The sequence below is a fragment of the Cupriavidus sp. PET2-C1 genome, from assembly GCF_054515855.1.
This window is the reverse complement of record NZ_CM137260.1, coordinates 729,022-750,400: the sequence shown is the minus strand read 5'-3', so window position 1 is coordinate 750,400 and position 21,379 is coordinate 729,022. Positions and strand designations below refer to the sequence as shown.

22 protein-coding genes are annotated in these 21,379 nt (G+C 62.2%); 10 read left to right on the top strand and 12 right to left on the bottom strand.

Annotated features, from left to right (window positions below):
- The first annotated feature begins 248 nt into the window (after positions 1-248).
- On the top strand, positions 249-1,292 hold the full coding sequence (pstS, locus tag ACX12D_RS23345; RefSeq protein WP_459375845.1) for a phosphate ABC transporter substrate-binding protein PstS: 1,044 nt from the start codon (positions 249-251) through the stop codon (positions 1,290-1,292).
- Positions 1,293-1,385: 93 nt separating this feature from the next.
- On the opposite strand, the gene ACX12D_RS23340 is transcribed toward pstS, so the two are convergent.
- Entirely contained in the window at positions 1,386-1,640 is a 255-nt protein-coding gene (locus tag ACX12D_RS23340) for a hypothetical protein (RefSeq protein WP_459375844.1), read from the bottom strand.
- An 89-nt stretch (positions 1,641-1,729) separates the two neighbouring features.
- Positions 1,730-2,548 (bottom strand): CDP-diacylglycerol diphosphatase, encoded by an 819-nt coding sequence (locus ACX12D_RS23335; RefSeq protein WP_459375843.1) that lies wholly within the window; start codon positions 2,546-2,548, stop codon positions 1,730-1,732.
- Between the two features lie 386 nt (positions 2,549-2,934).
- Here ACX12D_RS23335 and ACX12D_RS23330 point away from each other — a divergent pair, with 386 nt between their 5' ends.
- On the top strand, positions 2,935-3,126 hold the full coding sequence (locus ACX12D_RS23330) for a DUF3562 domain-containing protein (protein WP_441635943.1): 192 nt from the start codon (positions 2,935-2,937) through the stop codon (positions 3,124-3,126).
- A gap of 48 nt (positions 3,127-3,174) precedes the next feature.
- Here ACX12D_RS23330 and ACX12D_RS23325 read toward each other — a convergent pair whose 3' ends face one another.
- Positions 3,175-4,824, bottom strand: coding sequence for a hypothetical protein (locus ACX12D_RS23325; protein WP_459375842.1), 1,650 nt, complete (start codon positions 4,822-4,824; stop codon positions 3,175-3,177).
- A 346-nt stretch (positions 4,825-5,170) separates the two neighbouring features.
- Between ACX12D_RS23325 and ACX12D_RS23320 the strand changes: the two genes are divergently transcribed.
- Entirely contained in the window at positions 5,171-5,803 is a 633-nt protein-coding gene (locus ACX12D_RS23320) for a tetratricopeptide repeat protein (RefSeq protein WP_459375841.1), read from the top strand.
- Between the two features lie 50 nt (positions 5,804-5,853).
- Here ACX12D_RS23320 and ACX12D_RS23315 read toward each other — a convergent pair whose 3' ends face one another.
- Positions 5,854-6,882 carry an SGNH/GDSL hydrolase family protein gene (locus tag ACX12D_RS23315; protein ID WP_459375840.1) on the bottom strand — a complete coding sequence of 343 codons (1,029 nt, stop codon included), beginning with the start codon at positions 6,880-6,882 and terminating at the stop codon, positions 5,854-5,856.
- Positions 6,883-7,335: 453 nt separating this feature from the next.
- On the opposite strand from ACX12D_RS23315, the gene ACX12D_RS23310 reads away from it, so the two are divergent.
- Positions 7,336-8,001, top strand: coding sequence for a hypothetical protein (locus tag ACX12D_RS23310; protein ID WP_459375838.1), 666 nt, complete (start codon positions 7,336-7,338; stop codon positions 7,999-8,001).
- 166 nt (positions 8,002-8,167) lie between these two features.
- Here ACX12D_RS23310 and ACX12D_RS23305 read toward each other — a convergent pair whose 3' ends face one another.
- Complete coding sequence (locus ACX12D_RS23305; RefSeq protein WP_459376499.1) at positions 8,168-8,788, bottom strand: TetR/AcrR family transcriptional regulator; 621 nt, start codon at positions 8,786-8,788, stop codon at positions 8,168-8,170.
- 123 nt (positions 8,789-8,911) lie between these two features.
- Here ACX12D_RS23305 and ACX12D_RS23300 point away from each other — a divergent pair, with 123 nt between their 5' ends.
- The 4 genes from ACX12D_RS23300 to ACX12D_RS23285 all read left to right on the top strand — a co-directional run bounded on the left by ACX12D_RS23300 (position 8,912) and on the right by ACX12D_RS23285 (position 13,467).
- A complete protein-coding gene (locus ACX12D_RS23300; RefSeq protein WP_459375837.1) occupies positions 8,912-9,967 on the top strand; it encodes a sugar phosphate isomerase/epimerase family protein in 1,056 nt (351 codons plus the stop codon).
- A 68-nt stretch (positions 9,968-10,035) separates the two neighbouring features.
- A complete protein-coding gene (locus tag ACX12D_RS23295) occupies positions 10,036-10,917 on the top strand; it encodes an alpha/beta fold hydrolase (RefSeq protein WP_441635952.1) in 882 nt (293 codons plus the stop codon).
- Complete coding sequence (locus ACX12D_RS23290) at positions 10,901-11,854, top strand: alpha/beta hydrolase (protein ID WP_459375835.1); 954 nt, start codon at positions 10,901-10,903, stop codon at positions 11,852-11,854. The genes ACX12D_RS23295 and ACX12D_RS23290 overlap by 17 nt, the downstream gene beginning before the upstream one ends.
- Positions 11,855-12,165: 311 nt before the next feature.
- Positions 12,166-13,467: an MFS transporter gene (locus ACX12D_RS23285; RefSeq protein WP_459376498.1), complete on the top strand. Its 1,302-nt coding sequence runs from the start codon at positions 12,166-12,168 to the stop codon at positions 13,465-13,467.
- A 72-nt stretch (positions 13,468-13,539) separates the two neighbouring features.
- On the opposite strand, the gene ACX12D_RS23280 is transcribed toward ACX12D_RS23285, so the two are convergent.
- The 5 genes from ACX12D_RS23280 to ACX12D_RS23260 all read right to left on the bottom strand — a co-directional run bounded on the left by ACX12D_RS23280 (position 13,540) and on the right by ACX12D_RS23260 (position 17,566).
- A complete protein-coding gene (locus ACX12D_RS23280; protein WP_459375834.1) occupies positions 13,540-15,120 on the bottom strand; it encodes an isocitrate lyase in 1,581 nt (526 codons plus the stop codon).
- A gap of 264 nt (positions 15,121-15,384) precedes the next feature.
- Positions 15,385-15,531, bottom strand: a complete 147-nt coding sequence (locus ACX12D_RS23275; protein WP_459375833.1) for a TlpA disulfide reductase family protein — start codon at positions 15,529-15,531, stop codon at positions 15,385-15,387.
- A gap of 63 nt (positions 15,532-15,594) precedes the next feature.
- Positions 15,595-16,497: a GntR family transcriptional regulator gene (locus ACX12D_RS23270; RefSeq protein ID WP_459375832.1), complete on the bottom strand. Its 903-nt coding sequence runs from the start codon at positions 16,495-16,497 to the stop codon at positions 15,595-15,597.
- A 214-nt stretch (positions 16,498-16,711) separates the two neighbouring features.
- Positions 16,712-17,008, bottom strand: a complete 297-nt coding sequence (locus tag ACX12D_RS23265) for a hypothetical protein (protein WP_459375831.1) — start codon at positions 17,006-17,008, stop codon at positions 16,712-16,714.
- A 315-nt stretch (positions 17,009-17,323) separates the two neighbouring features.
- Positions 17,324-17,566 carry a hypothetical protein gene (locus ACX12D_RS23260; RefSeq protein ID WP_035859902.1) on the bottom strand — a complete coding sequence of 81 codons (243 nt, stop codon included), beginning with the start codon at positions 17,564-17,566 and terminating at the stop codon, positions 17,324-17,326.
- Between the two features lie 296 nt (positions 17,567-17,862).
- Here ACX12D_RS23260 and ACX12D_RS23255 point away from each other — a divergent pair, with 296 nt between their 5' ends.
- Both ACX12D_RS23255 and ACX12D_RS23250 read left to right on the top strand, forming a co-directional pair.
- Positions 17,863-18,528 (top strand): LysE family translocator, encoded by a 666-nt coding sequence (locus ACX12D_RS23255; RefSeq protein ID WP_459375830.1) that lies wholly within the window; start codon positions 17,863-17,865, stop codon positions 18,526-18,528.
- A 68-nt stretch (positions 18,529-18,596) separates the two neighbouring features.
- Positions 18,597-19,400 (top strand): BPL-N domain-containing protein, encoded by an 804-nt coding sequence (locus tag ACX12D_RS23250; RefSeq protein WP_459375829.1) that lies wholly within the window; start codon positions 18,597-18,599, stop codon positions 19,398-19,400.
- A gap of 131 nt (positions 19,401-19,531) precedes the next feature.
- On the opposite strand, the gene ACX12D_RS23245 is transcribed toward ACX12D_RS23250, so the two are convergent.
- Complete coding sequence (locus tag ACX12D_RS23245) at positions 19,532-20,806, bottom strand: type II toxin-antitoxin system HipA family toxin (RefSeq protein WP_459375828.1); 1,275 nt, start codon at positions 20,804-20,806, stop codon at positions 19,532-19,534.
- Positions 20,806-21,267, bottom strand: coding sequence for a helix-turn-helix domain-containing protein (locus ACX12D_RS23240; protein ID WP_459375827.1), 462 nt, complete (start codon positions 21,265-21,267; stop codon positions 20,806-20,808). The genes ACX12D_RS23245 and ACX12D_RS23240 overlap by 1 nt, the downstream gene beginning before the upstream one ends.
- Positions 21,268-21,379 lie beyond the last annotated feature (112 nt).

Sequence of the window (21,379 nt, the reverse complement as noted above, 5' to 3'; positions counted from 1 at the left end):
TTTTTGATATGGCCTATAAGGAATCGGCAAGCCATCATGACAGCCCGGCGACAACATCATGACAGCGCGATGACGCACCGTTGCGCCCCTCCGTCGCGCTTGCAAAACGCCTTGCCGGTAACGACGCAGCGAGTGCTAGGATAAGCATGTGACCTCCCCGGCGGATCATGCCGTCGGTGCGTTACATGCAGTCCGTGCAGTAGATGCAATACGTGCGCCGTTCACTGACATGCCCGGGAGGTTGCAAAATGACTCCGACCCTCATTTGGCAAAACGTGAAGCGCAGCGCCACGCGCACCTGCCTGCTTACCTGCCTGCTCGCCGGCAGTGCGCTGTCCGCGCACGCGGGCGATATCACCGGCGCCGGCTCCACCTTCGTCTATCCCCTGCTGGTGAAATGGGCGGCCACCTACTACACCAAGACCGGCCTGGAAGTGAACTACCAGCCCACCGGCTCGGGCAACGGCATCCGGCAGATCAAGGCCGCCAATGTCACGTTCGGTGCCTCGGACATGCCGCTCAAGCCAGATGAATTGCGCGCCGCGGGGCTGGTCCAGTTTCCGCTGGTTGTCGGTGGCGTGGTGCCGATTGTCAACCTGGATGGCGTGGCCGCGGGCCAGATCCGCCTTACCGGCCAACTGCTGGCGGATATCTACCTGGGCAAGATCGCCAACTGGGATGACCCGGGCATCAGCGCGATCAACCCCGGCATCCACTTCCCCAATCAAAAGATCCTGGTCGTTCACCGCAGCGACAGCTCCGGCACAACCTTCAACTGGGCCGACTACCTGTCCAAGGTCAGCGACGAATGGAAAGGCAGCGTGGGCTCGGGCACCACCGTCAAATGGCCGGCAGGCGTCGGCGCCAGCGGCAACGAGGGCGTGGCCACCTACATCAAGAATGTCAAAGGGGCGATCGGCTATGTCGAGCTGACTTACGCGCTGCAACGCAAGCTGCCCTACACCGCCGTGCGAAACCGGGAGGGCTCGTTTGTCGAGCCCGCGCGGGAGAGCTTCAGCGCCGCGGTGGCGTCCGCGGACTGGAGCCAGCACCCCGACTTCTATCAGGTCATCACGGACGCGCCAGGCACGCAGGCGTGGCCAATTACCGGCGCCGTGTTCGTGATCATGCCAAAGGCCCCGAAGGATCCCGCCAGCGCCAAAGCCGCGCTCGCGTTCTTCCGTTGGGCATTGAATGACGGGCAGGCCGATGCCGCGGCGGAACACTACGTGGCGCTGCCGCCTGTGCTGGTCAAGCAGATCGAAGCCTACTGGGGAGAGAACCTGAAGTGAGTGCGGGCAGTGAGTGCGGGTAGCGCTGGCAATGCTGGCAATGCGTTCGGGAAGCCCTGCGCTGCAGCGGTTTCCCGGTTTCCCGGTTTCGGCTCAGTGCTCCGTATCGCCGGCGTGGGCACTCCAGTCAATATGCTCCGAGAGATAGTGCCTGTAGGCGTACTCGACATCGGCGTCGGCGTCCTCATGGGCCTGGAGCGGATTGTCCCTGCACATTGGGCAAGTGTGCCGTGATGAGGCTTGCTTCTGCGTGCCCTCCATCATGGTCACAAACCCTCTGTAACGCCCCCAGGGCAATTCCTCAACAGAAGTGACGAGGAACAAATCGCCGCGCTGATACGTTGCCATGGCTGCACTCCTGCATGCTGAACGGGGACATTCATTCTAGCAACGGCTTGCGCGAGCGCAACCCCGGATTGGCAGCCGCGAAGCCGAGGTTACTCGAGCGCCGCTGGCGCGTCCTTCTGCGCGCCCTCCTGCGCCAGTTTGCACTGGCGATCCAGGAAATCGCTGGCGTGTCCATTGCTGCCAGCCTCACGATCGACTGGCTGGTCCACGATGACAAAGCCGCTCGTGCCCGCGTCATCCGCCACATAGGTGACAAACACACCCCGGTCCGGCACGACCGATGCCGCCTCGCCAAGACGATGCTTGATAAGCAGGAATGGATTGACGGACAGCGCCGCTCCCGGCGAAGGCACGAACACAGCCAGTACCGGCTTGCCCATGAACCGCAGGGCCGTCCAGGTGGTCCCGATACGCGCACTCGCGCCGGCGACAAAGTCCCTGGCATCCCGGCTGATGCAGTCCAGATGGATATGCATCTGCTCCTGGCTGCGCGCCGCCTTGGCATTGATCGCCAGCCCCAGGATGCCATCGGGCAACGGCCGCCCGCGTGCCTGCCCGACAAACCGCCTGACGTCCCAGCCGAATGCCCACGGGTTCTGCCCGCCGTCCTCCCACACGCCACGCTCCTCGACGCCAGTCACGCGATGATCGGGAATGACGAGAAAATGCGAGCGGCCGATGGCATCCTTGTAGAGCACCAAGCCTTTTTCACGATCCACCACCACGCAATCGGGGTGAAGCGGCGCGCCGGGTGCCAGGCAACGAGCCTGCACGTTACGCCACAGCCCGTCCTTGGCAAACATCGCAAGAAACCCGACGTCCGCATCGGCCCAGGCACTCGTCGCCATGCATAGCACCAGCAGCATGGCCAATCGCCGCGCCGTGGCACCAAAAACAAAAAGAGCCATCAACCTGATGGCTCCGCACCCCGCGAACAAACTAGCAAAGCGCACCCCATCCCCAGCATCCCCGGCATTCTTGGATGCACGGCGAGACCACAAAGCAAGGGAGAGGCCAACCGACTCGCTACGACGATCCAGGCCTGCGGCAGTCGTGGGTGTTGGCATTCAGAACTTATCCACCTGAGTCGGCATAGCCCGCATTGTGCAGGACAAATATGGCAAGCCGATGGCGGGTTTAGCGACGCGGCATTCCTATACTAAAAAAACGTCCCACCGACTGTCAGGCGAGTGACTAATCAAGCCCTTCCGCCCGCACGCGACAGGCGACAGGCGACAGGCGACAGCACAGCGCCGCATCATGCACCGCCTCTTTCCGCCGGGCGACAGGCAATATGAGAACCGAATCACAGTCCTCGATGATCGCCAGGATATCCGAAGCCTTGAAAGTCCCGGTGGAGGAAGTGGAGCGCGCGTATCTCGCCGCCTGGCACGAGCTTCAGGACGGCGCCAAGGTTCACGACTACCTGCCACTGTTTGCCGCCAGGCGCGTGATGGAGGCGCTTCGGAAACAACAGCAATCGTAAGCGCCGCCACCCACCCCAAGGCGGCAGCGCCCCCCCTAAACGGAACTTTCAATACGACGCTCTCGGTTTCGCGTTGTCGCGATAGCCTCTGGCCTCCTTGATCTCAGCCCTGGTGGCATCGGCGTTGGCCGTCAGCAAGACCAGCCTTTCGAAGTAGTTGGCCGCCTTCGCATCGTTGTGCATCATCTGCGCTGACTTTGCCGCGCCATACAGTCCTCGCAGCCGGTTCGGGGTGGACTTCAGGGAAGCCTCATATTCCTGCAAGGCAGCGCCAGGCTGGTTCAGTCCCAGCAGCATATCGCCCAGGAGCTCGCGCATCGGATACAGGCGGTTTTCCATGGCCACATCCTTATCGCTCGCGTCTTCGAGCTTGGCCGCCTGCCGCATATGGCTCACGGCTTCCTCATTCCTGCCCATATCCAACTCGACCCAAGCGCTTGCAGCGAGGATTTGCGCATCGCCCTGCTCGACCCAGTAGGCTTGCTGTGACTTCTCGAGGTTCGCGCGGAGTTCGCGCAGCTTCTCGATGTCGGTCTGCGCGGCTTGCGGATCGCCGCTGCGTGCGGCGCCAAGTGCCCGCGTGAAATACGTAATCGCCTCGGCCTGCGCATAGCTGCTGCCTCGCGGTTGCAGTGCCGCGGCTTCCTTCCATGCACCGCGCTCCAGCGCGTAGCGCGCAGGGATCGCGGCAAGCGCCGTGTATAGAGCGGGCCGCTCAAAGGGGAACTTCCGTGCTGTTTCTGCCTGCTCCCGCACGCCGGAAGCGAGCCGATCCATTCCCATTTGCAGGTACGCGTACTCCATGAAGTCCCACGAGTGCGGGGCGTTTGGATGCGTCGCCCCGGGCCAGGCTTTGGCGGCATCCCTGACCATGACAACCAGGGCGGCCTCGTTCGATTTCACGGACTCTGGCCACATCCCCAGCATCGAATAGGTATGCGAAGGCATGTGGAGCGCATGGGGTGCGTCGGGTGCAATCGACGCATACTTCTCGGCGAAGGGTAGGCCACGCTGCGCAAGCGCTGAACAGTCGTAGCTGTGAATCAGATAGTGGGCAACACCTGGATGGTCTGGTTGCGCGCGATAGATCCTCTCCAGAATGGCGCCTGCCTTAAGCTGCTTGGCGTAAGTCTTGTCACTGTGCGATGCGCTCTCGTTGAGGGCGAGTGCATAGAAAATGGCGGCCTCGGTATCTCGTGGATATTTTGCGGAAAGCTTCGCCATCGCTTGCTCGTACGCCAGCGTGCGCTGCTGCTGGTTGACCGTGTGGTAGTCCTTGTAGAACAGATCAATCGCGCGCAGCCAGTCGGCTTCCCGTTCTGTCTTCGGACCAAGCGCCAGGCCCCTTTGCGACGCTTCCAGCCCATTTTTCAGACTGGTCTCGTCGAAGGGGGTTAGCAATGGATTGGGACGTTGGCTCATCGCAATGCCCCAATAAGCAATGGCACATTGTGGATCGTCCTCAAGTACAGATTTGAATGCCGCAACGGTATTGGGATAGTAGAAGGAGTGCAGCATTGCCAGCGCGTGCTCGAACTGCCGCTGGGCCACCGGGTTACACGAGGTCGGAAACTGAACAGTGCCGAATTTCTCGTTGCCCAGGGTAGTTTGGGCTGTCTGAGCATATGCAAAGGCCGGCAGAGCCAGCACGGCCATCAGCGCGCCGAGGCGAGAAAATTGTCTCATTGCCTTCATCATCGGAGTCTCCTTGGGCTGGGCCAGGCCGTGCTGACCGTCATTTGCCGCCATCCGTGGTGGATGGCTCGCCGCCGCCGGCATGGCGGACCAGCGGCGCAGTTGCCTAACGTTAAGCATAGAGGCAGGGGATGCCAGGGGGGGATCAGCAGATCCCGGCAGTCGAAGACTTGCGTGCAGGCGACTTGTCGGGCCCGCTCGGCAAAACGCCCTTCAAGGCTCAGCTCGAAGGGCGTCATGTGCTTTGCGCTGCGCTTAGCGTTTCGAAATAGCAGCCTGGTCGAGCGACCTGTTCCGGCAAGCAATCGCGCTCGATCCCGGCTATCCGGCCCCCTATGCCGCGCTAGGCATGGCACTCGCCCATGCCTATCACAACCACTGGACCGACAACCCGGAACGCTCGCTCGCCGAAGCCGAAGTGCTGGTCGACAAAGCGATCGAGGGCGATCCGGGCGACCCGTTCGCGCACGGTGTGGCCGCATTGGTCGCGATGTACCGGAAGGATTTCAGGCGCTGGACTCGCGAAGTCGACGAAGCGCTCTCGCTCAATCCGAACTTCGCCCCTGCCCTGTCTCTTCGGGCAACGCTGAACATCTATTCGGGCCACCCTCGGGCGGCGATCCACGATCTGGAGCGGGCCATGCGGCTCGATCCCCATTTCACCCAGGGTTATCTGCACCATCTCGGCGTGGCCCATCTCGTCGCCGGAGACTACGAAACGGCCGTAGCGATCCTGCGCGAGCGCATCCTCCTCGTCCCTCAGACGGACATGAGCCGGGCCTACCTCGCTTCGGCACTCGGGAACCTTGGTTATCTCGACGAAGCGCGTGGCGTCTGGGGCGAGCTCATTGCCATCAACCCGGCCTACTCGTTCGCTGGCCGCATCGCCCATATGCCCTTCAGGAATCCGGAGGATCTGGCCCGCATCGCGAAAGGCCTGGACAGAGCTGGATTGCTGACATCCTCCAACACGCTTTCCTGAGTACGGGCTGCGCGCCGACCTCACCGTTGGCGAGTCATCAATCTCCAGGCTCAGTGACCAAGACCGCTCTTGGCGATCTGCTGCTCCACGAACTGGGCGAACAGGGCATGCAGACGTGTCGCCGGATGAAGGTCGTCGGCGAACATGTAGGTCTGATCGGCATTGGCCGTCACGTAGGTAGCCGGCGAGCACAGCAAGGCCGTGTCGTGAGGCGTTTTTGCCGGGTCGCAGGCGGCGCCGGTGTTTGACACGACGAAGCCATTGGCCTGAAAGTTCGCGATGATCTGGTTCTCCCATGTATAAGAATCGATCTGGATGACCTTGCCTTGCAAGCCATCGGCCTGCAAGGCAGCGTTCAAGCTGTTGTTGAAGATCTGCGATAGCTGGGTCAGGTTTGCCCCGCCGTCGGACGCGGCGATGCCTTTGGGCGCTAGTCCGACATTCGGGACATTGATCACGACGACATGCGTGGCGCCGTTCTCGATGATCTGTCCGACAATTTGAGCCAGGGTGGTTGCCGCCGTCTGCACGGTCTGCGCCGCGGCCGGCAGCGCCCCGGCGCGAAGCACGTCATTCGAGCCGCCCCAGACCAGCACCAGCTGATTGGCGTTGAAGCTCCCGTGTGCGGACAAATAGCTCGAAACCTGCTGGTTGACGGGCATTTCGATGTTGCCGATCACGTCGGTAAGAAAATTGTTCAGGTTTGCCGGCGTTGCCACGGTGGCGCCGCCCTCCGCATAGCCTAGGCCGTTTTGTGCACTCAACTGATGCGTGATGTCGATCGTAAACGCGGCGCTTAGCGTATCGCCGTAATATTGCGCAACATCCTGAGTCCACACTTGTCCGGGATTCGTTGTGAATCGCCCCCCGCCGACCGCACTAGCGATCGGCGCATAGGTCCCGACGTCCGACAGGCTGTCGCCGAACGAGACAACTTGCAGATCAATGCCGCCCGGCGGGGTAGCCGCGCCACTGCCATTGCTCGAGCCGCCTCCGCCTCCATCCCCGCCGCATGCGGCAATCAGTGAAATCATCACGGCAAGCATTGCGGTACGCACCTTATCAAGGCCTGCTTGCATGGTTTGTCCCCCGTAGGTTGGCCGGGAAACCGCCCTCACGTGGCGGGCTGATCGCCAGCCTGCATCCCATCAGTAGCCGGGCAAGCGAAGGTCTCTGCGCGAGGCAGCATGACCCATTGATTATAGTGACAGGGACTGGCCGTGCAGCCGGTACAGTGCCAGACATGGTGGGCATCCGTTGAAGGACGCTTCACGCGAAGCGCTCAGCTTTCGTTAGCCAGAGTACGCCGCACGGACTGCCGACGACGACGAGGCGCCGCGGCCCTGAAATCTGTTCCCCGGCCTATATACTGACGCGCGATTGCATTGAAAGCGATATCTATGAAGCTCCCGTTCCATCGCCCTTCGCCTAGTCCCGAGGGTTTCTGGTATGACTCCCCTGATAGCAGCCCAGCCCTGCGAAGAGATGGCAACGAGGTGAAGCTTGCTGTCGCTGCCCCTCCCTGGATAATCGTGGAGCAATCACTTTCCACGGTAATCGTCGGTAGCCATTGGCCCGGCCGGCTCTGGCGTGTACGCGTCAAAGCACTGGGGGATATGTCGGGTTTAGTTGCACAACCAGGATACTGGCGTGCAACGGCCCTGGAGCTGGTCGAAGAGATACCGGGCGCGGCATTGTTTGGGCCACACGGGGACAGCGTGGTCGATTTGCTCGCGCAGATCCGTACGCTGTCACCAGAACAAGCCGAAGCACTGGCATCGAGCTCCGACCCGAGCGCATGGAACGCATACTCGCGTGCCTGGATCCGCTGGTCTGAGACACGCGAGTTCCCGCGCCCCGCGGCGTCTGATGAAGACTGGGAGGGTGTTCTTGCCGCGCCAAGCAAGCAGGGTGCGGAACAATCGCCCATCCATTCAGGCTTCAAGGTGATCAGCACCCTCGTCAGGCAGCGCGCTCGATCTCTCGAAGGAAACAACGCCTTTAGGCTCGTGTTTGACAACGACAGCACGGAGGAAGTGCTGACATCAACATGGCAAGGCGCCCATGACGCATTCCTGCAAGCAGCGATGGCCCTCGGAGCCCCAGCCTATGTCTGCGCGGACGATGTCACCATGCTCACGAGGGCATGGCGGCGAGTTTTTCAATCTGAGGCCGGGAACAGAATCATCCCTCGCTGAGCGCGAAGAGGCGCAGTCAATTCACTGCTCACCAACGATCGGCAAAACAAAACCGAATGGCTGTTCCCGCTAGCGGCCATCGATCACAACTGTTGGTGCGCCGGTCCGAGCATGCGCCTTGAGCTGGGGATTCATCTGGTCGCGCCAGATGCCAGATTCTTCCAGATCAACGTTGAGGGGCGGCTTTGCCAGGGGCTGCGGCAGCATCCAGCGCCAGCATCGCGGGCCCGATCATCGCCTGCAAGCGGGCGCGGCTGACGCCGTCCCGGGCCTGCACGGAGATGCCGTGCAGCAGCGCGCCGTAGAGATCGCCAAGCGCGGCGATGTCGGTATCCTGCCGCAGTTCACCGCTTTGCACCGCCGCGTGCAGCCGGTCAATGATGGATTGCGTGCGCTGGCGGCGATGTTCCGCCAGCCAGTCGGCCACCGGTTCGTTCTCGAGCGCGCAGCTGCTGGCCGCGGACACCACCAGGCAGCCATGCGGACGGCCGCGTTTGGTGTAGGTCCGCGCAGCGTCGCCGAGCAAGCGTTCGATGGCCTGCCTGGCCGACTCTTCTTCCTGCATGGCGCGGTCCGCGAAGCCGCCTTCGCCAGCTTCGTATAGCGCCACCGCTTCCCGGAACAACGCTTCCTTGCTGCCGAACGCCGCGTAGATGCGCGCCGAGGCCAAGCCCAACGCCTCGACCAGCGTCGACATCGACGCGCCTTCATAACCGCGCTCCCAGAACACGTTCATGGCCGTATTCAGGGCTTGGTCTCGATCAAATTCTCTGGGGCGTCCGGCCATGTTCTGCTCGTGAGTGAATGCTGTTGCGGCTTGCATTTTACCGTCGCGGCGCCAAACACGGTTGACTTCCTCGTCCTGGCGATCTATTATTTGTCGCTCGACAAACAATAGGCGGTTCAATCCATGCAAACCATCAAAGGCCCAAGCCTCCACCTCGCCCAGTTCAGCGACACACAAGCGCCGTTCGACACGCTGCCCGCCATCGCCAAATGGGCTGCCGATACAGGCTTCAAGGCATTGCAGATTCCGGCGTGGGATGAGCGCCTGTTCGACGTAAAGACCGCAGCGGAAAGCCAGACATACTGCGACGAAGTCAAAGGCACGCTGGCCGAGCACGGCCTGGTCATCAGCGAACTGACCACGCATATCTTCGGGCAGCTGGTGGCGGTGCATCCCGCCTACGATTCCATGTGCGACAACTTCGCGCCGCCCGCGCTGCGCGGCAATCCGCAGGCGCGCACCGCGTGGGCGCTGGAGCGCCTCCAGCTTGCCGCCAAGGCGTCGCGCCGCCTCGGCCTGACTGAGATGGGCACCTTCTCCGGCTCGTTCGCGTGGCCTTACTTGTTCCCTTTCCCGCAGCGCCCCGAAGGCTTGATCGAAGCCGCGTTCGAAGAACTCGCCAAACGCTGGTTGCCGGTGCTCAATGCCTGCGATGCGCAAGGCGTCAACCTTTGCTACGAGATCCACCCCAGCGAAGACCTGCACGACGGCGCCACCTTCGAGCGCTTCCTCGGCCTGGTTGGCGACCATCCGCGCTGCCACATCCTGTTCGATCCCAGCCACTTCGTGCTGCAACAGCTGAACTACCTGGACTACATCGACTTGTACCGCGACCGCATCCGCATGTTCCACGTCAAGGATGCCGAGTTCAATCCAAGCGGGCGGCAAGGCATCTATGGCGGTTATACGTCGTGGACCGAGCGCGCCGGACGCTTCCGTTCGCTGGGCGATGGCCAGGTCGATTTCAAGTCGATTTTCTCCAAGCTTGCGCAATACGACTACCAGGGCTGGGCCACGCTTGAGTGGGAGTGCTGCCTGAAGAACCAGGAAGACGGTGCGCGCGAAGGCGTGGATTTCATCAACCGCCATATCATCCGCGTGACCTCGCGGATCTTCGACGACTTTGCTGGCGCCACGGTCAACAAGGCGCAGATCGCCAGCATGCTCGGCATCGCCTGAGACCAACAGCGCATCCGACGCATACAACGCATACAACGAACCTAATGCATCATCCATCGAAGACATCCATGCAAGACAACGCCCAACACACGCACACCTATGTACGCATCGACGGCCACCGTGTGCACTGCGTCACCGCAGGCAGCGGCCAGCCGGTGCTGCTGATTCCCGGTTGGCCGCAGACGTGGTTCGCCTGGCGCCATGTGATGGCGGCGCTCGCGCAACGCGGCTTCCTCGCCGTCGCGGTCGACCCGCCGGGCACGGGGCATTCCGACCGGCCGCCCACGGGCTACGACACCGGCGCCACTGCCCACACATTGCACCGCGTGATGGCCGCGCTAGGCCATGACCGCTATCAGGTGGTCGGCCACGATGTGGGCATGTGGGTGGCCTACGCGCTGGCCAGCGACCATCCCGACGCAGTCACGCGGCTGGCGCTTACCGAGGCCGTGATTCCCGGACTCGCGCCTGCGCCGAGCATCTTCGCGCCGCCTGCTGAAAACAAGTTCCTGTGGCACTTCATGTTCAACCAGGTAGCCGATCTGCCCGAGACGCTGATCGCCGGGCGCGAGGCCGCCTACCTGAATTTCATGTTCGACCAGTGGTCCCATCGCCGCGACCGCGTGGCCGTGGACACCTACATCGCGGCCTATTCGGCGCCGGGCGGCCTGCGCGGCGGTTTCGCCTACTACCGCGCGATTCCGGAAACGGTGCGCCAGAACCGCGAACGCGCAAAGCGCAAGCTGGCGATGCCGGTGCTGGCCATCGGCGCGGAGCACGCGACCAACGACGCGCCGCTGGTGACGCTGCGCGACAACGCCATCGACCTGCGCGGCGCGGTGGTGCCGGACTGCGGCCACTTCATCATGGAGGAGGCACCAGAGGCATTCATGGCTGAGCTGCTGCCGTTCCTGGAAGCGCAGCAGGGAGGGCATGCGCATGCCCGTTGATGCGGATATCGCTCGCTTCCTGGCTGCGTTACCAGCAAGCGGCGGTGAGACGTCGCTAGCGGACATGCGCCACGCCACCGAACGCGACTTGCCAGCGCTGCACGGCCCCTTGCAGGAAGTGGCCGCGATCAAGATGTTCAGCATCAGAGCCGATGACGGCCACGAGATCGGGATTCGTGCTTACTGGCCGGCGGCGTCGGGGCAAGCTGACACGCCGCTGCCCGCCATCGTGTTCGCGCACGGCGGAGGCTGGTTTCTTTGCTCGCTGGCGCTTTACGACAACCCCTGCCGTGCCCTGGCCAACGCCACCGGCTGCGTGGTGCTGTCGGTGGACTACAGGCTCGCGCCCGAGCACAAGTTTCCCGTGCCGCTGGAGGACGTGTATCGCGCGGTAGTGTGGGCATTCGACGAGGCCGCGGAACTCGGCATCGATCCAAAGCGGATCGCGGTGGGCGGCGACAGCGCCGGCGGCAACCTCGCAGCCGCTGCAGCCCTGTTGGCACGCGACCGCCATGGCCCTGCCATCGCGCATCAGCTGTTGCTCTATCCCGCTTTGGACAGTGCGATGGACTCGGACTCCTACACCGAGTTTGCCGAGGGTTACTACCTGACGCGGGATGTGATGGCGTTCTGCTGGTCGGCCTACCTGCGCGGACCGGCGGACAAAGACTCGCCAGCTGCGTCGCCGCTGCGCGCAGAGCGGCTCGATGGCCTGCCGCCCGCCACCATCCTGGTCTGCGAGTACGACCCACTGCGCGACGAAGGCGAGGCTTATGCCCGCCGCCTTGCCGACGCGGGCGTTATCGTGCACCAAAGTCGCTTGCCGGGCATGGTGCATGCCTGCATCCACTTGCTCGGCGTGGCGCCCGCTGCGCAATGCCTGTTCGATCGCGCCGGCGCGATGATGAAGGCGGCGCTACCGGCGCTACCGGCGTAACCGTCGGATACCACGCAAGCGCGCAACGCGCAGAACGCCTCCGGGGAGCCTGGCGGACGGTGCCAGGCCATCGCACCGCCCGCTAGCAGCGCGCCAACTCGCTCGCGGGCGGCATTCTCCGCGCGAATGCGGTAGGCCTCCAGGCAGCGAGTCCCATTTTTTTACCTACACTGTTTCTGCACTGGCGCTGTATTCTGTTAACGATGCTTGGTGGCGCAGCCCGCACATGCACGGGAGCACCTGTGATTGGTTTTCCGAGGCCGTGTACGTGGTCCCCCATGTCCAAGAACTTCAAACGCGCCGCGACAAACGTGCTGGCCGCTTCTGGTCGCAAGGGTGCCGAGGACAGCGACCGAACCCTGCTGTATTTCGGCTGGCTCACCCTGTTCATCTATCTGGCAACGCCAGCCGGTTTCCTGGTTGATATACAGACGTCGTACATACTCAAGAACCAGTTGCATGCAACGGCGACGCAGATCTCGACATTCCGGCTGGTTACAGGCATACCCGTGTACATTGCGTTCGCTTTTGGCCTCGCGCGCGACCAATGGAACCCGCTGGGCTTGCGCGATCGCGGCTTCTTCCTGATTTTCGCTCCAGTGACCGCGGTGGCATTCATCTGGATAGCGTTTTCAGGTTTCTCATACGCGGGACTGGTCATCGGGATGCTGCTGGCAATGCTGTCGTCCCGATTTGTCGCCGCGGCCTATCAGGGGTTGATTGCTCTGGTGGGCCAGGAGAAGCGCATGTCCGGGCGCCTGAGCGCGCTGTGCAACTTGGTCAGCTCCGTCCCGGTCGTTGCGGGAGCATTCGCTTCCGGGTACATCTCCGATCATCTTGCCGCGAAAGATACCTTCATCCTGATGGCAACGCTCACGTTATTGATTGCGGTGCTTGGGCTCTGGAAGCCCGTTTCCGTCTTCGCGCATATCTACGAGCAGCCACAAGCCAGGGGCACGGATCTCGTTGGGAATGTCAGACGGCTGGCGAAGCATAAGGCCGTCTATCCAGCGGTCCTCATCTGCTTTCTGTGGAACTTTGCGCCAGGATCGGCGACTCCGCTGCAGTTCTATCTGACCAATGCCCTGCATGCATCGGATTCCGTTTACTCGTACTACAACGGGATCTTTGCCGCCGCGTTCATCCCGACATTTTTACTGTATGGCTTTCTGTGCAAGAGAGTCTCGCTGAACAAGCTGCTGTGGTGGGGAACGATCGTCGCAGTGCCGCAGATGACTCCGCTGGCGTTCATTCACTCAGCCAATCTCGCGCTTGTATTGGCGGCGCCGATCGGACTGATGGGCGGCGTAGCCACGGCAGCATACCTCGATCTCGCGATGCGATCCTGTCCGCCAGGCTTGCAAGGCACCTTGATGATGCTGGTGGATGGCGTTCTCGCCCTCTCGGCGCGTGCCGGCGATCTGTTGGGTTCGTGGATCTATAACAGCAGCCCAGCGTACGGATTCACCTATTGCGTGATCGCGACGACCGTGGTGTACGCGCTGATCCTGCCCTTGATCCCGCTGACGCCGAAAGCATTGATTGCCACCAAGGATGGCGAACCCAACCCCGAGGTCGAGGCCAAGGTGCTGAGCGAGATCCGGGAAACGTGAGCTATGTCGCCGGATAAAAAAAACGCCAACCCGTTTTTGGGTTGGCGCTATGTTTGCGGCGTACTACTGGTATCAGAACTGGTTCATGGTGTTGTCTTTACCTGCCGCTTTCAGGGCTGCTTCGCCGCTGAAATACTCCTTGTGGTCATCGCCGATGTCCGAGCCGGACATGTTCTGGTGCTTGACGCAGGCGATACCCTGACGGATTTCCTTGCGCTGCACGCCAGCCACATAACCCAGCATGCCCTGGTCACCGAAGTATTCCTTGGCCAGGTTGTCGGTCGACAGTGCGGCGGTGTGGTAGGTCGGCAGCGTGATCAGATGGTGGAAGATACCTGCTTCGCGCGACGAGTCGGCCTGGAAGGTCCGGATCTTTTCGTCGGCGAGCTTCGCCAGTTCGGTCTGATCGTATTCCACGCTCATCAGCTGGGTGCGCTCGTATGCCGACACATCCTTGCCCTCGGCCTTCATCGCGTCATACACCTGCTGGCGGAAATTCAGCGTCCAGTTGAACGACGGGCTGTTGTTGTACACCAGCTTGGCGTTCGGGATGACCTTGCGGATCTCGCTGACCATGCCGCCGATCTGGGCGATATGCGGCTTTTCGGTTTCGATCCACAGCAGGTCAGCGCCGTTTTGCAGTGCGGTGACGCAATCCAGTACGCAGCGCGCTTCGCCCGAGCCGGCGCGGAACTGGAACAGGTTGCTGGGCAGGCGCTTGGGACGCAGCAGCTTGCCGTCGCGCTTGATGATGACGTCACCATTGCCCAGTGCGTCGGCCGAGATTTCGTCGCAATCCAGGAAGGAATTGTATTGGTCGCCCAGGTCGCCCGGCGTGTTGGTCACGGCGATCTGCTTGGTCAGGCCAGCGCCCAGCGAGTCGGTACGGGCCACGATGATGCCGTCGTCCACGCCCAGTTCCAGGAAGGCGTAGCGGATGGCGCGGATCTTGGCCAGGAAGTCCTCGTGCGGCACGGTGACCTTGCCATCCTGGTGGCCGCACTGCTTCTCGTCGGACACCTGGTTTTCGATCTGGATGCAGCATGCACCGGCTTCGATGAACTGCTTGGCCAGCAGGTACGTTGCTTCGGCGTTGCCGAAACCTGCGTCGATGTCCGCGATGATGGGCACAACGTGGGTGACGTGGTTGTCGATCTTTTCCTGGATGGCGGCCTTGGCAGGTCCTTGGGCAGCATCCAGTTCGCGGAACAGGCCGCCCAATTCACGGGCGTCGGCCTGGCGCAGGAAGGTGTACAGCTCGCGGATCAGCGCGCTGACGGAGGTCTTTTCGTGCATCGACTGGTCCGGCAGCGGGCCGAACTCGGAGCGCAGCGCGGCCACCATCCAGCCGGACAGGTAAAGGTAGCGGCGTTCGGTGCTGTTGAAGTGCTTCTTGATCGAGATCATCTTCTGCTGACCGATGAAGCCGTGCCAGCAACCCAGCGACTGGGTGTACTTGGACGGATCGGCATCGTAGGCGGCCATGTCGGCGCGCATGATCTTGGCGGTGTACTTGGCGATGTCCAGACCCGTCTTGAACTTGTTCTGGGCACGCATGCGGGCCGCATACTCGGGGTTGATGGCATTCCATGCGCTGCCGTGGTTCTCTTTCAAACCGGCAACTGCCTTGATGTCGTCTTGATACTGGGTCATGTGAATTTCCTAAGCGCGTTTGAAGTTTGAAGAAAGGGTTGCGTGTGCCACTACGGATGTCGAAGCAAGCAGCGTGGAATCATTGTATGGCGCTTCTGGCCCGTCACGGCGAAGTCTTATATAAGACATAAGAGTTGGTTTATCCTTATTATTCAATGAGATAGGCATTGAATTTCGCGATGTGGAACGCGTTTTCGAGGAACGAAAACAAAACACCGGGGAAACTCGGCGTGAATTTCGCAATGTGAAAAGCGCTTTCAGTGGTTAGAAGTAACGGTCGCTGAGCTGGTCAAGGCTGACGGCAACGACGTCCACGCCTTGCGCGTGATGCTCTTGATAGAATGCATCAAGCGCCGACATTGCTTTGCGGCATGGCGCGCGCCAGGTCGCCCAGAAGCTGATGATCGTCACTCGGCCAGCCGCAGCGCTCGGCGTGACATGGCGCCTTGGCCAGCCGTGCCACAACAAGGTGTGTTAACTCGACCTCAGCGTGAACGCCAGAAGCAGCACATTCACGATGAGCAAGCCGTACAGGATCGCCATGCCTGCGGAGATGGCCCGACGCCGTTCCTGTTTAGGCGAGGCGCGCCGATCTCGCTTGCGCTTCCAAAGCCAGGCCGCTCCAATGCCGAAGGCGGCGAAGCCCGTCAGCAAGCCCGTCCGCAGGCCTGACGACAAGCTTGGCGACGCCCCGGCACCGGAGGCTGGCTCGGGCGGGACTTGCCCGGTTCCGATCGGGTTCGGCGGGGCCTGAACGTCGGCGGCCGCCGGCGCTGTCGGCTCGCTCGGTTGCGCGCTCTCTGGCGCGGCAGCCAGCGGAGTCGGCGTCGCCATGTCTTGCGCGGGAGGTGCCGGCTCCTGCTCTGGCAGGACAGGCGCCGCAACGGTCGTATTCGGCATGACGGTCGTGCTCGGCACAACGGTCGTATTCGGCATGACGGCCGTGTTCGGCGCAATGGTCTTGCTCGGCGCCACGGCGGGCCGTGCCGGCTTCATGCGGGCAGCGTCCCGCCACCGCCACCATTCATGAAACAGGCTATCAAGACAGCGCACGGAGCCGCAGGCATCGCGCTTGCTCCGCCAGGCGCGGACGTCCGCATCGTTGGTGACACCGCTGTGCAGCAGCCTCTGCTGTTCGGCATAGATGCGCTCGTAGCGCGTCGAAAGCTCCGCGTTATCGCAGACCAGGTGCTTGTTGCGCGGGCGGCCATTGGTCGCCAGCGCACATCGCATCCCGTTGCCTTGTGGATCTTCGCAGCGGACCGATCCCGTGCCGGGCGCTGACTTACAGTCGATGTCGGATGCCTGCGCCCCACGGAAGACAGACAGGCCCAAGACAACGAGCACGGCCAGGTGTCCTATGACCCTGTTCATCATGGCTCCCCATCGAAGCGGCCACGTCGGCCTTGAGATTCAACATAGTCGATGGCCGCATGGGGCTGCAAGCGCGCGATTGGCAACGCGATTTGCAGCGCGTGTTGTAGTGCACTTTGTTCTGCGCCGCCAAGCCGGGATACGCGCGAAGTACCGTATCGATGTCACGCGCCGCGCAGCTGTCATCGCCCCCCGTGGCTAAACGGGCTGCCAGTCATCATCCATCGCCGCCCTCCTCCTCGTCCTCATCGTCCAGCGCGGCCAACTCGCTCAGCACCAGCGTTTCGTGCGCGAGCACGGCCGCCAGCGAAAGCAGATGGCTCTGCGTTTCTTCGGTGATGTTGCAGAAGGAGCCCCCGGCAGCGTTCTCGACAGCCACCGAAAGCAGCGCGTTGAGTTGCGCGGTTTTCTCGGCAGCGAGGCTTAGCGGGCTTTCGGAAGGGGCATGGGCCGTGAGGAAGGTGTCACGCCCGGCGCGTTGGGCGGTGATGTTGTAGTGCGGGTACCTAGGCATCGGGCGCCCTCCGTTGGGAGGCGCGCAGGCGCTGGTTGAGGATAGCGGGCTTGGGAGGTGCGATTTGGCCGGGACGAGCAAGCGAAGACTGGGGCATGGGTGTGCCTCCTTTTTTCACGCGGATTGATGGCGGATTGGTCACCTTTTTCCGCAGGCTGCTAAACCCGGTCGCTGTGGTTGCAACGACCTGCGCAGTATATCGGCACAAAGTACGCTCCAAACCACCCGCTACAAAAAGTCACACTGCTACGCCATCAGCCGGCAAAAAGCGCCAAGTCGATGCCTTCCAACCCTTTCCGTGCTTCAGCCGCGCCCCTAGGCCAGCCGTTTCGCCAGTTCGGCGCCGTGGGCAAAGCCCGCCTTCTCCGCCGCGTCCGCCGTGGGGAACAGGTCCGTCACCTTCGACGATTCCAGCAACGTCCCGGCGGCCCGGATGTTCGTGCCCGGGCGGCAAACCCGCACCGTGTACTCCCAGACCGTGGGCGTTCTCGGCCGCACCTGCACTTGTACTTCATGGGTCTCGAAAACCCGCTTCTTCCACGCGTATTCTTTGATCATGGCTGTCTCTGCCTTTTATTGGAGAACCGCAACCTAACCGGGCGAACGCTAGTCGTTCAAGCGCGCATCGTGAGCGCCATAGCGGTTGCGGGCTACCGTTGCGTTCTAATCATCATCGTATCAAAACACGCAATGTCTGCTCATCTCGTGCAATCCCGGCTTGCTTTTTGTCAATTGCGCAGCACATGGCGCGTCGATGCTGGGCATGCCGGGCATGGCAGGCACTGGACAATCTGCCAGCGGGCAATCATCCTATGTCTCCCGCCCGCTCGCGCGTGGGCCAGCCAGATTGCACCATGACGCTCCCTACCCTGCTGCTCTTCATCTTTGCCTCGGCCGTGACCATTGCCACCCCCGGCCCGACAGTGCTGCTGGCCCTGAACAACGGCTCCAGGCATGGCGTACGCAAGGCGTGCTGGGGCATGGCCGGTGCGCTCGCGGCCGACGTCATCCTGGTCGTCACCGTGGCCGCAGGGCTTGGCGCCGTGATCGCCGCGTCCGAGGTTGCCTTCGAGGCGATCAAGTGGTTTGGCGCCGCCTACCTGGCGTATGTGGGGTGGAAGATGCTGCGCTCAGGCAAGGCGGCGCAGACGGTACCGGAGACGACACCGGATACGCCTTCGGATTCCGCTGCCGCCCGGACGCCGGCGGCGGCGCGGGGCCGTGCCCTGTTCTCACGCAGTTTCCTGGTGGCGCTGACCAATCCCAAGGCGCTGCTGTTTATCTCGGCCTTCCTGCCCCAGTTCATCGATACGAGCGCGGCGCTGCTGCCACAGTACGCCATCCTGACGCTGGCCCAATGCCTGTTGAACCTGGCCGTCATGCTGGTGTACGCGGCGCTGGGCGCGCGCATCGTGCACGCCTTTCGTGGCGACGGCATGCGCTGGCTGAACCGGCTGTCGGGCGGCACGCTGATTGCGCTGGCAGGCGGGCTGGCGTTTTACCGCCGCGCGCAAGCCTGAGGCACGCAGCACCGCTGCTGCACTATCGCGCCCAACCGCGCCAACCAGGCTAACCGGGCCAAACCATCATGCCGAAGCCCCAGATCCTGACCTATATCGACGCCGGCACCTCCGACGGAACCTCACGCCTGATGCGGATGATCGGGCAGCAGTTGCTTCCCGGCGCGTACGAGATCCGCGCGGTGATGGCCGACGACATCCGGCAAGACGCGACGCTCTTCGATGATGCCGTGATGTTTGTCATGCCGGGCGGTGCGGACCTGCCTTATTGCGCAGCCCTGAACGGCGCGCCCAACGCGCGCATCCGGCGCTTTGTCGAAGAAGGCGGCGCCTATCTGGGCATCTGCGCAGGCGCGTACTACGCCTGCAGGGAACTCGCGTTCCATGCCGGCACCCAAGGCGCTATCTGCGGCCCGCGCGAACTGAGCTTCGTGGATGCTGTCGCGGTTGGCTGCTTGCCCGAACTCACCCGGGGCGTCGCTTATGATGCAACGCCGCGGAGCACGGCGGCAGCGGAAATACGCACGACCCATAGCCTGACCCATGCCCCGATCACGCTGTATGCGCACTACCACGGCGGCTGCCGCTTCGACTTCGACGATGCAGCAAACCACGCGGCGCAGATCCTGGCCGTGTACACGGGCATAGAAGGCACCCCGCCCGCCATCGTGAGCGCCCCCGTGGGCAAGGGCTGCGCCATCCTCACAGGTATCCACCTGGAAATCTCGGACCGCGAGTGCAAGGACGCCCTGCGCGGACACAGCGACATGACGGCGCACCTGCACGTCTGCCGCAAGCTGGCGCAAACGGGAGAAGCCCGGCTGGCGGTGTTCCGCCATTTGCTGGCGCATGCCGGGTTGATGCTGGGCTGATGCTGGGCTGATGCCGGATTAACTGGCTGATCGCGAAACCCACATCGCACCTGGAGAATCTCAGGCCAGTAACAAACATAAACGGCTTTCCGGCTCCGGGCCTCTTCGATCCGAGCGGTATGGCACCCTGCCTACCGCAGCGCCAGGCGAAAGGCAGAAGCCATATTGTCCTGTTCCCGCTGCGACAATTGTAATCCGTTCGCAGCAAGCCGCCACTGACCGACAACCCGCTTGAAGTCTTCGATGATGTCATCGGCATCGGACATGGAAACTCGGAAGTACCCAGCCACCTCTCGTGCAAGCTCCAGATCCAGCGCGTTGTCGGCGTGAGTAATGTTCAGCGTCAAGCCATCCGCGATGGGAACAGGGTTCATGTCATAGGCTTCGGATAGCCGCCACCCCTTTCCTGGCATCAGGATGAATCCATGATTGCGCAGATGGTCATCGGTATTGGAGACAAGGATGTTGAAGACGATGCGTGACCAAAGCTCGCGCAGATCCTTGCTGGGCTGCGCGCCATGCCGGACGATCACTTCGGCCAATTCCAAATAGCTCGCGCCGGCGGCCGCATCGTCGCCATCGACCCGACCGGTCATGGTCATGGCGGAAGCGAAATGAAGTCTCCGGCCAGCACTGGTGCGATCGAAGCGCTTGACCATGAAGCTGTGGTGGTCGCTTGCGAAGCGCTGCGCCATCCCTTTCGCTACCCGCAACTCGCAGGCAGTAGCCAGGGCGTTCACGACCATCTCCCATGCGCCGACATCATGCTCATCACGGGTGCTCGGGAATTTTGCGATCCAGAGGCGGCCATCGCTGTCAGCCACGCTGGCCTTTGGGCGCGCACCGCCAAGAGAGCCTCCCGGGGCAATGAGCATCCGTAGCCATGCGCGACCATCCGCCGACGTGTTGTCCGGATCCGCCTCGATAGCACGGCTTGCACGCTCCAGATCGCGAAGCTCGGTGAATGGCGGGGCCGCGATACCATCGCGATTATCGAGAAAGCTACCTTCGTCGTTCAGCCGGTATCGAATCGCACCGACTCGATACCGGTCGTGCACACCGAGCAGGTAATCGGACTCAAAGAGCCTTGTGCCCTTGGGGAAGATGCCGTCGCGAACATCGCGTTCGAGCCGCCGCCTCATCAACACGCGCCCCCACCTATCAGGACACGAGTCGGCAAATACCCCGAACTTATCGTGACGATCTCCTGGAAACTGTGGGCCAGCATAGAGCCCGATGCGGGGATCAATCTGAAGGTACCCCAACGCGGGATCAGCCAAGGCCGCCGGATCGTACTCGAACTCGAACAGCTCTGTTGCCCTTGCCTTCCGGGCATGCAACCAGCCAAGGCGCTTGGCGGATGCCAGGCCATCCCAGTCAGCGTAGACCCCTATCATCTTGCTCATCACTCGTGCTCCTCAATCGCCGACTTCTTTCTCCTTGGGGAGATCAAGGCAGCCAAGGACTCACTATTGACGGGAAGAGGGGTCGCCGTCTCAACTGGCAACCTGTCCTCTGGACGGGCGACTGATTCGTCGAGCGGCAAGCGCGGCGCAGCAGCGCGCCGGCTGGACGTACGTCCCAGCAAACGGGAATCTTGCAGGCCTCTGCCGATCTCGTCCGTATCGGCGATCTTGGCCAGGTCGTTCTCGACGCCCAACACCTGCATCACCGAAAGATAAGCGCCGATCGTTACGCCCGAGCCACCGGCCTCGAGCGATCGCAAGGTCATCTGGGACATCCCGGCACGCTCTGCCACCTGCTTGGCCGTGAGCTTTCTTCGCAGGCGAGCGAGCTTGAGACGTTCGCCGAATTCGACAAGCAAACGCTGGGTTGAGGGAAGGAGTGGCGCGGTTTTTTTCGCCATGATGGCAATATTTCTACATATCCTGGACGATTATGCAAAAATAATAGCACTTCTCAGGAAGGATGCAATAAGGCAAATACTTTGACCATCTTGCTCCCATAGTGCAGGAATA

Bases quoted from the DNA above. Each gene is read 5' to 3' on its own strand.
- ACX12D_RS23315 (WP_459375840.1), bottom strand. From the start codon at position 6,882: ATGCAAGCAGGCCTTGATAAGGTGCGTACCGCAATGCTTGCCGTGATG.
- ACX12D_RS23305 (WP_459376499.1), bottom strand. From the start codon at position 8,788: ATGGCCGGACGCCCCAGAGAATTTGATCGAGACCAAGCCCTGAATACG.
- ACX12D_RS23245 (WP_459375828.1), bottom strand. From the start codon at position 20,806: ATGAGCAAGATGATAGGGGTCTACGCTGACTGGGATGGCCTGGCATCC.
- ACX12D_RS23325 (WP_459375842.1), bottom strand. From the start codon at position 4,824: ATGATGAAGGCAATGAGACAATTTTCTCGCCTCGGCGCGCTGATGGCC.
- ACX12D_RS23260 (WP_035859902.1), bottom strand. From the start codon at position 17,566: ATGATCAAAGAATACGCGTGGAAGAAGCGGGTTTTCGAGACCCATGAA.
- ACX12D_RS23340 (WP_459375844.1), bottom strand. From the start codon at position 1,640: ATGGCAACGTATCAGCGCGGCGATTTGTTCCTCGTCACTTCTGTTGAG.
- ACX12D_RS23280 (WP_459375834.1), bottom strand. From the start codon at position 15,120: ATGACCCAGTATCAAGACGACATCAAGGCAGTTGCCGGTTTGAAAGAG.
- ACX12D_RS23270 (WP_459375832.1), bottom strand. From the start codon at position 16,497: ATGATGAACAGGGTCATAGGACACCTGGCCGTGCTCGTTGTCTTGGGC.
- ACX12D_RS23240 (WP_459375827.1), bottom strand. From the start codon at position 21,267: ATGGCGAAAAAAACCGCGCCACTCCTTCCCTCAACCCAGCGTTTGCTT.
- ACX12D_RS23265 (WP_459375831.1), bottom strand. From the start codon at position 17,008: ATGCCTAGGTACCCGCACTACAACATCACCGCCCAACGCGCCGGGCGT.
- ACX12D_RS23290 (WP_459375835.1), top strand. From the start codon at position 10,901: ATGCGCATGCCCGTTGATGCGGATATCGCTCGCTTCCTGGCTGCGTTA.
- ACX12D_RS23335 (WP_459375843.1), bottom strand. From the start codon at position 2,548: ATGGCTCTTTTTGTTTTTGGTGCCACGGCGCGGCGATTGGCCATGCTG.
- ACX12D_RS23320 (WP_459375841.1), top strand. From the start codon at position 5,171: ATGGCACTCGCCCATGCCTATCACAACCACTGGACCGACAACCCGGAA.
- ACX12D_RS23255 (WP_459375830.1), top strand. From the start codon at position 17,863: ATGACGCTCCCTACCCTGCTGCTCTTCATCTTTGCCTCGGCCGTGACC.
- ACX12D_RS23330 (WP_441635943.1), top strand. From the start codon at position 2,935: ATGAGAACCGAATCACAGTCCTCGATGATCGCCAGGATATCCGAAGCC.
- ACX12D_RS23300 (WP_459375837.1), top strand. From the start codon at position 8,912: ATGCAAACCATCAAAGGCCCAAGCCTCCACCTCGCCCAGTTCAGCGAC.
- pstS (WP_459375845.1), top strand. From the start codon at position 249: ATGACTCCGACCCTCATTTGGCAAAACGTGAAGCGCAGCGCCACGCGC.
- ACX12D_RS23250 (WP_459375829.1), top strand. From the start codon at position 18,597: ATGCCGAAGCCCCAGATCCTGACCTATATCGACGCCGGCACCTCCGAC.
- ACX12D_RS23295 (WP_441635952.1), top strand. From the start codon at position 10,036: ATGCAAGACAACGCCCAACACACGCACACCTATGTACGCATCGACGGC.